Source organism: Exiguobacterium sp. UBA1053 (assembly GCF_002316465.1).
GTDB classification, from domain to species: domain Bacteria; phylum Bacillota; class Bacilli; order Exiguobacteriales; family Exiguobacteriaceae; genus Exiguobacterium_A; species Exiguobacterium_A abrahamii.
Window position 1 is genome coordinate 998,059 of record NZ_DCDO01000013.1, and the last position, 13,598, is coordinate 1,011,656.

Annotated in this window: 16 protein-coding genes; 3 read left to right on the top strand and 13 right to left on the bottom strand. The window is 48.8% G+C overall.

Features of this window, described 5'->3' with window-relative positions; translation table 11 throughout:
• Nucleotides 1–245: 245 nt before the first annotated feature.
• Entirely contained in the window at nucleotides 246–656 is a 411-nt protein-coding gene (locus tag B3G15_RS12690) for a hypothetical protein (protein ID WP_290721596.1), read from the bottom strand.
• A 61-nt stretch (nucleotides 657–717) separates the two neighbouring features.
• Complete coding sequence (locus B3G15_RS12695; protein ID WP_290721599.1) at nucleotides 718–1,959, bottom strand: UDP-glucose dehydrogenase family protein; 1,242 nt, start codon at nucleotides 1,957–1,959, stop codon at nucleotides 718–720.
• A gap of 111 nt (nucleotides 1,960–2,070) precedes the next feature.
• Here B3G15_RS12695 and B3G15_RS12700 point away from each other — a divergent pair, with 111 nt between their 5' ends.
• A complete protein-coding gene (locus tag B3G15_RS12700) occupies nucleotides 2,071–2,322 on the top strand; it encodes a hypothetical protein (RefSeq protein ID WP_230088487.1) in 252 nt (83 codons plus the stop codon).
• A 69-nt stretch (nucleotides 2,323–2,391) separates the two neighbouring features.
• On the opposite strand, the gene B3G15_RS12705 is transcribed toward B3G15_RS12700, so the two are convergent.
• The 6 genes from B3G15_RS12705 to B3G15_RS12730 all read right to left on the bottom strand — a co-directional run bounded on the left by B3G15_RS12705 (nucleotide 2,392) and on the right by B3G15_RS12730 (nucleotide 6,222).
• Nucleotides 2,392–2,817: a helix-turn-helix domain-containing protein gene (locus tag B3G15_RS12705; protein WP_029342712.1), complete on the bottom strand. Its 426-nt coding sequence runs from the start codon at nucleotides 2,815–2,817 to the stop codon at nucleotides 2,392–2,394.
• A 111-nt stretch (nucleotides 2,818–2,928) separates the two neighbouring features.
• Nucleotides 2,929–4,497, bottom strand: a complete 1,569-nt coding sequence (locus B3G15_RS12710) for an SdrD B-like domain-containing protein (protein ID WP_290721606.1) — start codon at nucleotides 4,495–4,497, stop codon at nucleotides 2,929–2,931.
• Between the two features lie 135 nt (nucleotides 4,498–4,632).
• Nucleotides 4,633–4,947, bottom strand: coding sequence for a four-helix bundle copper-binding protein (locus tag B3G15_RS12715; protein ID WP_214807975.1), 315 nt, complete (start codon nucleotides 4,945–4,947; stop codon nucleotides 4,633–4,635).
• Nucleotides 4,948–5,044: 97 nt separating this feature from the next.
• On the bottom strand, nucleotides 5,045–5,467 hold the full coding sequence (locus B3G15_RS12720) for a hypothetical protein (protein WP_195864373.1): 423 nt from the start codon (nucleotides 5,465–5,467) through the stop codon (nucleotides 5,045–5,047).
• A 7-nt stretch (nucleotides 5,468–5,474) separates the two neighbouring features.
• The gene (fabZ, locus tag B3G15_RS12725) at nucleotides 5,475–5,897 is read right to left on the bottom strand and encodes a 3-hydroxyacyl-ACP dehydratase FabZ (RefSeq protein WP_029342716.1); all 423 of its coding nucleotides are present in this window, start codon (nucleotides 5,895–5,897) and stop codon (nucleotides 5,475–5,477) included.
• Between the two features lie 28 nt (nucleotides 5,898–5,925).
• A complete protein-coding gene (locus B3G15_RS12730; protein ID WP_029342717.1) occupies nucleotides 5,926–6,222 on the bottom strand; it encodes a DNA-directed RNA polymerase subunit beta in 297 nt (98 codons plus the stop codon).
• Nucleotides 6,223–6,626: 404 nt separating this feature from the next.
• Between B3G15_RS12730 and B3G15_RS12735 the strand changes: the two genes are divergently transcribed.
• Nucleotides 6,627–7,994 carry a copper amine oxidase gene (locus tag B3G15_RS12735; RefSeq protein ID WP_290721613.1) on the top strand — a complete coding sequence of 456 codons (1,368 nt, stop codon included), beginning with the start codon at nucleotides 6,627–6,629 and terminating at the stop codon, nucleotides 7,992–7,994.
• A 96-nt stretch (nucleotides 7,995–8,090) separates the two neighbouring features.
• Nucleotides 8,091–9,026 carry a class F sortase gene (locus B3G15_RS12740; RefSeq protein ID WP_290721615.1) on the top strand — a complete coding sequence of 312 codons (936 nt, stop codon included), beginning with the start codon at nucleotides 8,091–8,093 and terminating at the stop codon, nucleotides 9,024–9,026.
• 38 nt (nucleotides 9,027–9,064) lie between these two features.
• Here the strand turns inward: B3G15_RS12740 and B3G15_RS12745 are convergent, their stop codons facing one another.
• The 5 genes from B3G15_RS12745 to B3G15_RS12765 form a co-directional block, all read right to left on the bottom strand.
• Nucleotides 9,065–9,655, bottom strand: a complete 591-nt coding sequence (locus B3G15_RS12745; protein ID WP_290721616.1) for a hypothetical protein — start codon at nucleotides 9,653–9,655, stop codon at nucleotides 9,065–9,067.
• Nucleotides 9,656–9,669: 14 nt separating this feature from the next.
• The gene (locus tag B3G15_RS12750; RefSeq protein WP_290721617.1) at nucleotides 9,670–10,731 is read right to left on the bottom strand and encodes a YheC/YheD family protein; all 1,062 of its coding nucleotides are present in this window, start codon (nucleotides 10,729–10,731) and stop codon (nucleotides 9,670–9,672) included.
• Nucleotides 10,728–11,345 (bottom strand): class D sortase, encoded by a 618-nt coding sequence (locus B3G15_RS12755; protein WP_214807996.1) that lies wholly within the window; start codon nucleotides 11,343–11,345, stop codon nucleotides 10,728–10,730. The genes B3G15_RS12750 and B3G15_RS12755 overlap by 4 nt, the downstream gene beginning before the upstream one ends.
• Nucleotides 11,342–12,970: a hypothetical protein gene (locus tag B3G15_RS12760; protein ID WP_290721619.1), complete on the bottom strand. Its 1,629-nt coding sequence runs from the start codon at nucleotides 12,968–12,970 to the stop codon at nucleotides 11,342–11,344. Before B3G15_RS12760 ends, B3G15_RS12755 begins: the two co-directional genes overlap by 4 nt.
• A 79-nt stretch (nucleotides 12,971–13,049) precedes the next feature.
• Nucleotides 13,050–13,598, bottom strand: a 549-nt coding sequence (locus B3G15_RS12765; protein ID WP_290721621.1) for an LPXTG cell wall anchor domain-containing protein, incomplete at its 5' end; no start/stop codon positions are given.

Below are 13,598 nucleotides of genomic sequence, written 5' to 3' on the forward strand. Positions count from 1 at the left end.
TAGATTCGTATGTCCTACTGTTTCGTTTTTGAGAATCAGTAGAAACGCTACAGGTCAAATATACAAAACTGGGAAGAACGCTACAATAGATTTTTTGTAAAAAATAGGTGAATAGTAGTAAGATAAAATATATTTGCATAGGCTGTGCATGGAAATTAATTTTTGGATTCACCCCTTTAAAGAAAACGCTTACAATTATTATATTTTTGAATAACTTTCGTTTTTCTAAAATAAAATTTTGAAGTTCAGGATACAAAATGATCTGCTTTTTCGATTGCTCGGAGGAATGATTCCCGGTGCAAGCGATGGACATCATCAGCCCACATTTCAATCTTCTCTCCACGTCGCTTTAATTCAATCGGTAATCCGCGGCCAATCCAATCGAGCTGCCGTTGCAAGACATGACGTTTTCGTCCTTCCTGTCGCTCCGCCTCCGTGAACTGACGCAGGTACTGCAAGACATAACCGAATCCGAACTCGATCGGAATCCGCAGTTCCGCTCCTTTATCACGGATTCGGATGATCCCAGCTCCATAATGGATGGCTCGAAACAATTCCTCATTGATACGCTGATACCATGTTCCTTGTGTCAGACAGTGCGGCTCTAGTGCGCCTTTTTTTCCACTCGGTAAGACTGCGAAATAATCAATGACCATGCGTCTACTCCTTTTCCTCAAAAATAGGTGAGTCCGCGGGGGGCTCACCTATCATGACAGGTCAAACGGTTCGATTGTTCGAAAATGATTTAGCCGGTCTTCCAATACTTTCGTATTGAACATCTCCCGGTTGATCCGTGAATGACCAACAGTTACGTCCATCAACGACACGTGGTTGACGCATCTGACGAACGAATTGCTCTGGTTTAATATTGCGGAGTTCTTCCCATTCCGTCATGATGACCGCGACATCTGCACCCTTCAGCGCTTCTTCTACCGTTTGTTTTTGGTCGAGTAACGTCCGGGCAACTGGATCATAGCCGGTTACACTGACGCCAAGTTGCTCCAGTCGTGTTGCGAGACGTAGTGCTGGCGCGTCTCGTAAGTCATCCGTTCCTGGCTTAAAGGCGAGACCGAGTAGCGCCACGCGCATCCCAGTTCGTGGTTGGATTTTTTGTAAGACATAATCTAGTTGAGCTTCATTCGTTTTATCTGCTGCTTCAATGACATGAAGTTGTTGCTCATGTTCACGAGCGAGCGTCGTAAGCGCTGCGATATCTTTCGGGAAACATGATCCACCGTATCCGGCTCCAGCTCGCAAGAACGAGGAACCAATCCGTGGATCGAGACCAATTCCTTTTGCAACGTCCGATACGTCAGCCCCAACAGCATCTGCTAGTCGAGCGATTTCATTGATAAAACTGATTTTCACTGCCAGAAAACTATTCGCCGCATATTTCGTTAACTCAGCCGTTGTCGGGTCGACTTCAACAAGAGGTGCTGTCGTCGCAAATAATGTCGCTAGTTCTTGCGATAAATCGTCATTGTTGGTTCCGATGACGACACGATGAGGATTCCGCATATCAGCAAGAGCCGTACCCTCTCGTAAAAACTCAGGGACCATCGCAAAGCGTAGCGTCGGATACTGCATCGCTAGTTGCATCGTCGTACCAGGTGGAACTGTCGATTTAATAATGACAGCCGCAGTTGGTGCGATTCGTTCAATATGAGCGACGACAGCTTCTACTGCCGACAAGTCACAACTCCCGTCCGCTTTCTCCGGTGTTCCGACAGCGACAAGATATGTCTTTGCGACTGGGTATTCCGTCGTGAATGTCATTCGTTGTTGATTCGCGACTAGCGCTTCTTCGATCCCCTCTTCTTTAATCGGCGGGATCCCTCGTGTCAATTGCGCCATCCGTTCTGCATTCAAGTCAACGCACGTTACGTCGTGTCCGTTTTCCGCCAGTCCAATTGCGGTCACGAGACCGACATATCCTGTTCCAATCACTGTCAGTTGCATTCCATCACGTCCTTCGATAGTTTCTCTGTCTCCACTATACGGGAGAGCAGAAGATTTGTGCATCGAAAAAGCTTTCCGAATACGCTATACTGGATTACGGGAATGGGAGGAATGCTCGTGGCTATCATTATCTTTTGCCTCGTCTGTCTCATTGCGTATCGGATCCGCAAGCTTCCCGAAGCACTACGGACGATTTTACTCATCCTCGGTTTGATCAGTGGATGGTTCGCGCTCTTTGAGATGATCAGCTTCATCGAAGCTAACCCGTACTTGGCTGCAATCCCGATTGGACTGGGACTTGCTTACTGGTACTGGTACCGTAAAAAGAAACAAGCAAACGACAAAACCCCTTCCGACTCGTGAAGTGGGTTTTTCTTATGGTCGAACGAAAAAAAGCGATGTCTCCTTAATGGGGGACATCGCTTTTCGTATTCAGGACTGAACTTTTCGTTCGATTGCTGCGATCTTTTCTTCGATCTCAAGCAACTTCAGTTCGTGCTCAAGTTCGAGACGACGTTTTTTGCGTTTGAGACGATCGAGTTCTTCTGCGAGTGACTCGTTCGATGCTTCCGGCTTCGGTGGCGCTTGCTCCATCGATTGACGGAGTGGGTCAAACAAGTTCGATTTCGCGAACTGAGCCGCTTCTGGTCCGAACATGTCTTGGATGAGTGGGAGAATCTTGTTCATCGCGGTTCCTGGAATCTGTGACTTCTCATCGACGAGACGTTTCAGCGCCAATTCATCGACGAGATACCCTTTTCCATCCTGTTCGGCATGCAATTCGCCCGTCCGAATCCAGCGACGGACCGTTTCTTCTGAGACACGTAACAATTCACTGATCTGTTTTGTCGTTAACATCGTCATCCCTCTTTCCCTCTAGTAGTACCTTTACTATACACACATGTGTGCGTGTGTGTCAAAGAATACACACATCAAAAAAGAGACCTTCGTATAGAAGGTCTCTAATCGTTATGCTCCCCGACGAACGAGTAACCAAAGGCCGACGATAGCAAGTCCTGCTCCCGTTGCTGCATATGGGAACGGCTTGTCTTCACCTGCTTGTGGTAATGTGCCCGTTGCTGTCGTTGTCGTCGGTTTCGATTGTTTTTCAGCAGATTCGACTGTCTGAACAGATGTTTCTGTTGACGTTGGTGTTGGCGTCGGTTTTGCGACCGGTTCTGCTTTCGCGATTTCCGCGAGCAAGATCGTACCGAGGCTGCCTTCTTCGATCGTCACACCCGCTTCCGGTGATTTTCGCTCGAAGTACTTCAACAACTCATCAATCATCTCTTGTTCTTCCGGCGAAATTGATTCTTCATCGCTCGCCATCAGTTTCATCGCTTTCGCTTGCTGAGCGAATGACTCGTAGTCTTCATACATCTCTTCATCCATATCCATCATCAAGTCATCCATGTCAAGGTGATGCATCGCTTTGACCGTGTAGCCCGCTGCGACTTCCGTCTTGATCGTGTACGTTCCCGGATCAAGTTGGAGCATCATCAAGTCATCTTTTGCGATCTTTTCCTGATAGACATCCTTTCCTGTGATCGCATCCGTTACCGTATACGTCGCAGGAACTGTTCCTTCATCAAAATCTGGCTGTTGGTTTCCGTTTGCATCAAAGAAATTGACGACAGCTAACCAATGCTCGAACATACCGTCGAGCTCTTCGTCGCCGTAAATCCCAGCGTCGATCACTTCCGTCTGACCTGCGACGAGACGGACTTTCTTCATCCCAAAGTCTTCATCGACATCGGAGTCGATCGTCCGGTCGTCACCAACGTTTTGCTCGGAATAGAAATAGTACCCCATGTCATATCCGTCGACTTCGACTTCATATGTTCCTGGTTTTAAATCCTTGAAGCTGTATAGACCATTCTTCGTGTATACTTCATCGATGACATCTTCATTCCGGTCCATCAAATAGACGACTACATCATCGAGACGTGTTTCCTTCTCTTGGCGAATGCCGTCTTCGTTCTCATCGAACCAGATCGTTCCTTCGATCGTTGCCGTCGTCGGTGCCTCGACTGGTGTCGGTGTCGCGTCATCACCCGTCTCTGGCTCGTCTGTCGTCGGCTCTTCCTTGACCGGTTCTTCCGTCACAGGCTCTTCTGGTGTCGGTTCCTCCGTCACCGGTTCGTCCGTTGCTGGATCTTCTTTGACCGGTTCTTCTGTTACCGGTGTCTCTGGCGTTGGTTCTTCTGTCGTCGGCTCGTCTGGTGTGACGACTTTACCGAACTGGACGAGAATCGTCCGTTGTCCATCTGCTGAAACGACCTTGACGACAGGTGCCGTCTCCGACGTGAACGTCACGACCGGTGTCTCTTCGATGTTGACGTCTTCCCCTGTCACGCCGTCTTCAAAGACGAGTGCCGTCTCCGACGTGATATCGACGATGCCTGTGCCTTCAAACGTCAACGTATACGGACCCGTGCCCGTTCCTGTGACGTCCCACTCGACGGTTTCTGCGTAGACCGGTAACTTCAAACCGAACGCGACGACGAGTGCCATCAAAAGTAAACTAAGTTTTTTCATGAATGTATGTATGCTCCTATCGTGATTTAATATTACCTCCCTAAATAGTAAACAAATCCGCCAAAAATAACCAGAAGAAATCTTGAATTCCTGCTATTTTTTTATAATAAAAAAGCCTTGTCGAAAGACAAGGTCTTAGACGAGCTGACTACACGCTTGCGCACATTCCGTACACGCTTTCGCGCACTCTTGGCAATGATCGTGATCGTGTTTACTACACTCAGCGGCGCATGCTTCACAAATCTTCTGGCATGCTTTAGCGAGGACCGCGACATTCGAGCTGTTTCGAGCGATCGCTTGTAGCAAGAGGCTACAGATATCAGCACAATCTCGGTCGAGTCGAATACAATCCGCCATATGCCCGACATGTTCTTCCTTCAGACAGGCATCAAAACAATGATTACAAGCAAGAATACAATCTGTCAGTCGTTGCTGTACCGTGTGATCCATATTGATTCCTCCTTTTGTATCTATTTTCTGTTCCCTCACGAGCCGAAATTAAACAAAAATAAGACAGCACATGGAGCTAGAAGCTCGCTATGCTGTCTTATTTGACGATCTCAAGCGGAATCTCGATCCCACGGCCTGCTCCTGCATCAATGATGAGGACCGGAAGACGCTGGTCATCGAAGACTTCTTTTTCGATCGTCGTATTGGACGTATAGGTCCGGATTTCCCCCATCTTCTTCGCTTCGAAGGAGACGAACGGAAACGGAATCGATTGGTTGGCGACTTCGAGCCGGATATCGACCTGTTGGTCATCGAGTCGAATGTCATTCGCTGTCCGGATGACGAGACGCATCCGGTCATTTTCCGTCAGAGTGACCTGCGCGGAAATGTTCTCGGTCTGTCCTGCACGCTTAACAGGATCCACGATGACCGTCGGGGAAGCGGTCTTCGCTTGTTCTGCGCGCTGACAACCAGGAACGATGAGTAAGGAAATCGCGAGGGGGAGAAGCCAGCGTTTCATGTTCGCTTCACTTCATAGCAAACGTCAGTTCAGCGACACAGGCGACTTCCCCATCGACTGTGGCTGTGGCACGACCTTTACCGATCGGTCCGCGGACCTTTGTCAATTCGACTTCGAGGCGGAGCTGATCCCCGGGCACGACTTGACGTTTGAAACGGCATCCTTCAATTCCTGCGAAGAAGGCGAGCTTCCCTTGGTTCTCTTCCATCTTCAATACGGCAAAGGCACCGACTTGCGCGAGTGCTTCGACAATCAAGACGCCGGGCATGACATTGTACTCTGGGAAATGGCCATTGAAGAATTCTTCGTTCGCCGTGACGTTCTTGATTCCAACGGCACGTTTTCCCTCTTCGACTTCCAAAATGCGATCAACGAGTAAAAACGGATACCGGTGCGGAATGACTTCCTTGATTTGTTCGATCGTATACATATTCGACAGCTCCCATCACTGATTAAAATTAAGATTTCATCCAAAAATCGGTGATGCGGGTCCATGTGTCGAGCTTTAACACATCCATTGCCTCGCCACCACCAAACGTCGCATAACCCACCATTGCGCCGACGATCAGTGCTACGACGATGAGAACGAGAACGATCAGTACACGTACGATGATCGGAACTCGGCGTGTCGAATATGCACGAAGACGTCGCTCTGATTTGTGCTCCGGATTGCCGGTTTCCTGGTTTGAAGCCTGTTGCTTCTTCTTCAGGCGTTCACGCGTTGGCTGATCCGTGCCTGTTTGGTTTTGTACCATCTTGATCACCTTTCATTGATTCAGTCTGAGAACAGTATAGCATATTAGTACCTGGTATTAAATAGTTCCAAATTCGCTACAAAACGTGTTCCGCAACTAGTGTAACACGATGAGACAGGCAATTCCTCTAAAAAATTTTAGTTTGTGTATATAAGGAAGGCGAAAAACAGTTTCCCACGTTCTGCGGTTTTTTTACACTTTTTTAAATCCAAATGAAACTGTCCGGCGTAAGCTTTCCAGAACGACGCAACAACGGTTCTTGGATGGCACGAAACATCACTTCAACAACTCATTAAAAAAATTAAAACTTGATGCAATCCAAATCACCCGACGTTGCGTAAGCTATTCAGAACAGGCAAGAAACACCTACCAAATAAACCAAAAAATGAGAGGAATGATTTTAGATGAAACACACGAAAAAATTCGCAGCATCAGCAATGGCAGCAGCACTCGTACTACCAGGAACGGCAGCATTCGCTTCCGGTGGCGGAGAAAACATGAAACAAGATGCACCGAAAAACGTCACGGTCAAAACAAAAGCCGCTGACCTTCGTGCTACACTCGATCAATTACTCTCTGAGCACTTCGTCCTCGCAGTCATGGACATGAAGAAACAATATGACGGTTCAAAAGACGCACAGTACTACGAAGCAGCACTCAAACAAAACGCACTCGACATGACTCCAGCAATCGCTTCAGTCTACGGTGACGAAGGCGCGAAACAGTTCGAGAAAATCTTCGTTGATCACAACAAATATACGACAGACCTCGTCAAAGCTGTAAAAGCAGACGACCAAGACGGCATCAACGCTTCGAAGAAAGAAACAGAAGAGTTCGTTCAAGATCTCTCAAGCTTCCTCGATACAGCTACGGAAGGTAAACTCCCGAAAGCAGCAGCTGAAGAAGTCCTCCGTGCTCACGAAGCAGACGTCTACAAAACATTCCAGCAATATGCAGCTGGTGACTACGAAGGATCGTACAACACGTTCCGTGAAGGTTACAGTCGCATGTACGATATCTCAAAAGCACTTTCTGTTGCAATCACAACACAGATGCCTGAGAAATTCGACAACACGAAAGCTGACTCAAAAGCAGCAGATCTTCGTTCGACACTCAACAGCCTTGCAGCTGAACACGTTGCTCTTGCAAACCTCAGCATGACAGCTGGCGTCGACCAAGCGAAAGACTACGATGCAGCAAACTGGGCTGAAGACATGCACACAGCTGACTTCAAAGCAGCCATCAAATCGATCTACGGTCAAGCCGGTGCAGATCAGTTCGAGCAAGTTTGGACGAAAAACCACATCGAAGCACAAGCGAACCTCGTCACAGCAGCAGTCAATGACGATAAGAAATTGATGGGTGACGCACAAGACATGCTCAAAATGTTCTCGAACGACTTCGGTGCATTCCTTGGTGCAGCGACAGAAGAAAACCTTCCAACAAAAGCAGCACAAGAAGCGGTATCAGGTCACGAGACTTACGTCCAAGATACGTTCATGCAGTATGTTGAAGGCGACTACAAAGGTTCTGTCGACACATTCCGTGAGTCTTACGCTTACATGTACGGCGTAGGAGCTAACCTCGGTGATGCAATCGTTAAACAATCACCAGAGAAGTTCATGGATGGTACTCCAGGATCAATGCCTAACACAGGTAACGGTGGAATGAGCGACAACAACTCAGCTGCAACAACTGGTGCGATCGCAGTATTCGGTCTTGCACTCGGAGCAGTCGGCCTTGTCCTCGCACGTAAACGTCAAAACGCCTAAGAAATTGGGTATAATCAATAACAGGATAGCGACATGCTATCCTGTTATTTTTGTACATAGAGGGAATCCCTTCTCTCGGAAAGGAGATACGCGTTTATGAAACGTTGGTTATTACCGGCGAGCATCATCTTAATGGTCGCATCGGTCGGAACACTGCTTTTCCTCTTGTTCGGTCAAACAAAACCGGATACATCAAACATCACGCAAGGTGATCCAAAAACAGAATCCGCGGCCTCTTCCGAGACGAAGGAAGAAGATCCGCTCAAGCCGTCTGAAATCTTCAAGAAGGAGTTCAAGGACCTCTCGGCAACGGAGGTCGAGCTTCCGAAACAACTCTTCATCCCGAAGCACGATATCAAGACGAAAGTCGAACAGGTCGGGCTCGATAAGGATGGTGCGATGGCGACACCTAAAAACGAACAACAAGCTGGCTGGTACAAGTTTGGTCCGCGTCCGGGTGACGTCGGCAATGCCGTCATCGACGGTCACACCGATACGAAGACTGGGCCAGCAATCTTCTATAAGTTGCATGAGCTGAAGAAAGGTGACCCGGTCGAAATCACCGATGCGTCCGGACGGAAGCTCGTCTTCCGCGTCAAAGAGCTCGTCCAGTACGATCACTTAAAAGCACCACTGAAGAAAATCTTTGGTCCAGCCGATACCCGGAACCTGAACTTGATCACCTGTATCGGAACGTATGATCAGAACCAAGGCACGTACGACGATCGTCTCGTCGTCTTCACGGAACTTGATGAAAAAGCATCAGATCCAGTCAAGACACCACCAAAACCGGCGACGAACATTCGCGTCAGTGGTGGATTCATCAACTGGTATGCGTCAACCGATGAAGACGTCGTCAAATACAACGTCTATCAAGAGAAGGATGGAAAACGCAAAAAACTCGGTACAACAGAATCGATCGAGCGTAAAGCGTTCCCACTCCCAGAAGATGCAACTGGTCGTTTCGTCATCACAGCTGTCAGTAAAGCAGGAATCGAATCAGAAGACGCGTTCAGCGCCGTTCAAAAATGACAAAACGGGATGTCTCCAAGTCGGAGGCATCCCGTTCTTTATTTTGCTACTGGTAATGCAATCCGGAGTTGCTTCTTACCGGACATCGTCTCATAGAACAGGCTAAGTCGCCCTTCCGTCACACGGAGTTGCTCCGACGGAATGAAGACGATCCCGATCCGGCTCTCATCCGGTTTGTATTTACCGTTCAAGGCATTAAATTGATCCGCAATCGTCACAATCTCGTCCTCTGTCTCATACTCCCCGATCTTTGGTAAGATTTCAATCTCGTCCGCTGACTGATTCGTCACTTTGACCGTGATCGCAAGCAACCGTCCCTGCTCCCCCATCACTTGAAGGAGCTTTTGTTTTTCGACCTTCATTTGAACGAGCGGTGTTTGTCGCGTTTTTTCCGTCGTATCGACGTCCAGCGTCTTCAGCTTCAATCCTGCCATCTCATAGACGACACCGAGTCGATCTTCGCGATCGAACTGCTTCAGCTGTGCTTCATCCAGTCGAATTGACGTCCGTGGTTTCGTTTCTTTTACCGGCTCCTCTGCTTGAAACCAACCGAAGAGTGGGACCATGAATTTCGTTACGATGATGAGGACGAGCAAGCCCGACATCACATAAAACAATACTGTCTTCACACGTCGCCTCTTTTCTAAGCCTCGATCCGTTCCTTCATCCATCCCCGGTCGAGTCCATGTACACCGGGACGCCCATGTGACGCAAGGTACTGGCAATACTGGACTGCGAGATACTCTGCCTGAAACTCGACGTAGCGCGTACCAGGCAAGCTGTTGACCTCATAGAGATAGATACGTCCATCCGCACCAATCCCGACATCGATCCCGAGCGCATCGAGCGGGTAGGCATAAAACGATTCGAAATAGGCTGGGAATCGTCGTGCAAAGTCAACGATCCGTCGCGAAATCGCTTCATGTTGATCCGGATAGTTCTGCTTCATGAAGATGTCCATCCGCGTCGTCGAGAACGCTCCGTGACTGAGATGGCTGACCGATTCTTGGTGATTGTTGCTGACGAACGGAAAGTATTTGACGAGTTTCCATTGACCGTCCGCTCCCTTCGCGACATGGATCCGCATGCAATACGAATGCCCATGGATCGTTTGCGAGGCGATGAACGGCTGGACGATCATCGGATTCCGTTTCGTCTCTTCTTCGATGCGGCTGATCAATCCCCCTGTCGAACAGACGGTCGACTCGAGTAGATGGCTGAATCGATACTGGTCTCCCTCCTGCTCGATCGTATAAATCCGTTGCCCTTGTTTCCCGTTCGCCGGCTTGAAGACGATTTTTCCGTACTTCTCAATCAGCGGGAAAATCGTCTTTCCTTTCTTTACCCGGTGCATCGGAATCAAGACGTCCTGAAACGATCCTTCTTGCGCCAGTTGACGTAAGACGACATTTTTATTCCCAATCCGGTGCGTCGTAAAGGGAATCTCGGCTGCAAGACGATTGAACAATTTCTTGTCTGCATCACTGAGTGGCAAATGATTGTAGATGACGTCCGGAAACTCATACATACTTGGATGCCAGGCATCTTCGTCGAAGAAGAGTCCGCGGATCGTCCGGTTTTTGAAATCAACATCGCGCGGACGGAAAAAGAAGATGTCAACGCCCATCGAAGCACCGATGACGCAGGCAATCTTATCGCGAAACTGCGGATTCTCGTTCAGGCGTAAAATTCCGATTCGTGTCATGACGCATCCTCCTCGACGGGTTCAAAATAGATCAAATAACGTTCCGTACTGTCCGTGACGTTATAAAACGGATAACAGGTCGAAACGACGAGTGACTCCTGCTTCGTTGACTCAAGGACCCGCGTGTCTTTGTAATCAACAATCTCGCTCGATTGCATGACGTAGCGATAGGACCCGTTCGCGAGATAGAGGACGACCTCGTCGCCCTTCTTCAACTTACTGATTTTCGAGAACGTCGTATCGTTATGTCCGGCGAGGAAAATCCGGTCGCCTTGCCCTGGAAAGGCCGTCTCCGGATGATGGCCAACACCTTTTGCGAGTGTCGCATCATCGACGCCTTCAAGCACCGGTAACTCCATCTCAAGTGATGGCACCCTTAAATATCCGACCGTCTCACCGATTTGGAAGAGGACATCCTTCGTCTTCTCCTTCGATGGTTTGCTCGTTGCTGCTGATTTTGATGTGGTCGATGACGTTTCTTCCGCCCGAACGACATCTTTTGCTTTTGCGAGTTCCGTCGTCAAGGTTTGCTGGACCGTCAGTTTTTGATATCCGACGTATCCAAGTAAGGCAAGTCCGATGACGAGTAACAGCGTTGATACGCGTCGCATCATGACGGCACCTCCTTCAGCATTCGTACCCATGCCCGGCAATAACCAGATAAATTATGCTCGACGTCATCGATCCGGACTCGCATCGAATGGTGCCGGATGTAAAAACTTCCGAGAATCCGACCGGGTTTTTTCATATACATCGCGACTTCCGGATAAAAGAAACCGTTTCGCTGATAGATCATCCGTCGTTCAATCGTCTGGTCGAGCCAGTCGAGCGGAAAATCGGCTAACAAGTCGGCTCGTCCAAGCGCTTCAATCCGGTCAATCATCTCGCGTGCCGCAAGCATCAGTTCGAGGAACGTCGGGTACGTCGTCTCCCGGTGGTGAATGAAATCGAGTTTCGGGGCGACGTTCTGGAGACCGAACTGGAAATAACGCTCTTTCGGTAACCATTTCGTTAATTCGTTCGCACTGTAGCTCAACCAGTGATCGTGGAACTTCCAGTACGATTTAGCGATGAAATGATCAAATGATTGGACGACACTATCGAGCCAACGTGGATTTGGATCGAGTGCGTACAACCGCATCAAGGCGTATGTCGCTTCTCCTTCGTAGTAGATGATCCGGAAGGCTTCCTTCAACGCAAACGACGGATACTCGAGCACATGCAGGTATTGACCCGATGGTTGTTGCAGTGAAAGAATGCCTACTGCGAGTCGTTGACTGAGTCGTAGATCATCCATCGTCTGAAACGTCTGCATGTATTCCGTCAATGCTAAGATCGCTGCAGCATTCGCGCCGAGTTTGATTTCGTTTGATTCGCGATCAAGCACGAAGGAACGCTCCCCTTCATGTACGATCAGTTCCTCGACCAAATAACGTTTTGCTCGGTCGATTGCTTGGCGTAATCGTTCGCTTGGTGTCAGTCGATAGGCTTCAATCATCGAATAGAGTGTACTTGCATGACGTAAGCTGTTATAGAACTTGATCGGTTTATCAAAGCAGGGAAAATAACCATATTGGAAGCGACCATTCGCCCGGACTTGGCGAGCAAGGTACTCACTCGACTGGGCGACGATCGTCTTGATTTCAGAAGGAAATTGACTTGTCGTCTCACGGATTTTTTCGACATCACGTATGACTTCAAGTACATGTGGTGTTTCGTCTGCGAAGACACCGAGTGTATCAAAGAGGAGGCATGGACTTGTCGGATGAAAGTCAATCCGCTCTGTCCGCCCTTGTTGGTGCGCATAATTGCTCAAGTTCGTTAGATTGATGTGTAGTTCTTGATGCGTCGGATCTTTTGTGAAAACGGCATTTCCATTCAGTTCTTCTTCTAGATAGGCACATTGCATCTTACGATCAAACGCGATTCCGTACCGGAAGTAATTTTTCCGTGTGTCTTTCACTCGCTCGTTTAAGGTCTCAAACGAGAGTGCCTCAAAGTTTCTGGCGATGTCGAGCTTCAACCACGCTACTTCTGGTTGTTGGCGGAGCCAATTGCGTGCTTGATCTTTTACGGATTGTAGCCCTTTACCTTGGAATCGAACGACACGGGCTCGCTCCGATGCTTGTCCGAGTGAGACGAATAACATCATCTGACGATTCCAGTAGTAGATATCATCGGTCTTCATGTGTTGTTCCAGTACATCCATGGCAGCGGTGAATCGGTTGAGCAGATCCATGTTCAGCTTCACTCCTATTCTAAAAGGATGAATCGCAGTGAGGCACAGATGGCCCCACTACGATTAACTACAGCATGACTTACTCTTGTGGACGGCGACGGAACAATTTCGTGAACAATCCGGCAGCTGTCGCGAGCATTCCCATGAGGGTGATCAAGAACAGATTCTCCGAAGTGTTCGGTAAGGTACCACCGACGATGCGTTTCACCGGTTGAGTGATCGGTTTTGAAACGAGTGGTGATTTATTGATCGGTGCACTGACTGTGTTCGCTGGCAATGTCGGCTTGACGCTTGGTCCATTTACAGCGCCAGTCGAAGGAGCTGGCTTGACGTTCGGACCTGAGACAGGGCTCGTTCCAGGAGTTGGTGTGACACCCGGACCATTTCCTGGTGGAGTCGTTGGTGGCGTGACGACTGGAATCGGGATGATAACATTGTCATTGTCGTTGTCATCGTTCGGATTCGAGACGTTGTCTGGACCCTCTTTCCCACCATTATCGTTGTCGTTGCCCTTGTCTCCACCATTGTTATTATCATTGTCACCATCATTATCTTGATCCGCATCCGCATCAGCGTCGGCATCAGCGTCAGCGTCAGCATCGGCATCCGCGTCAGCGTCGGCATCTGC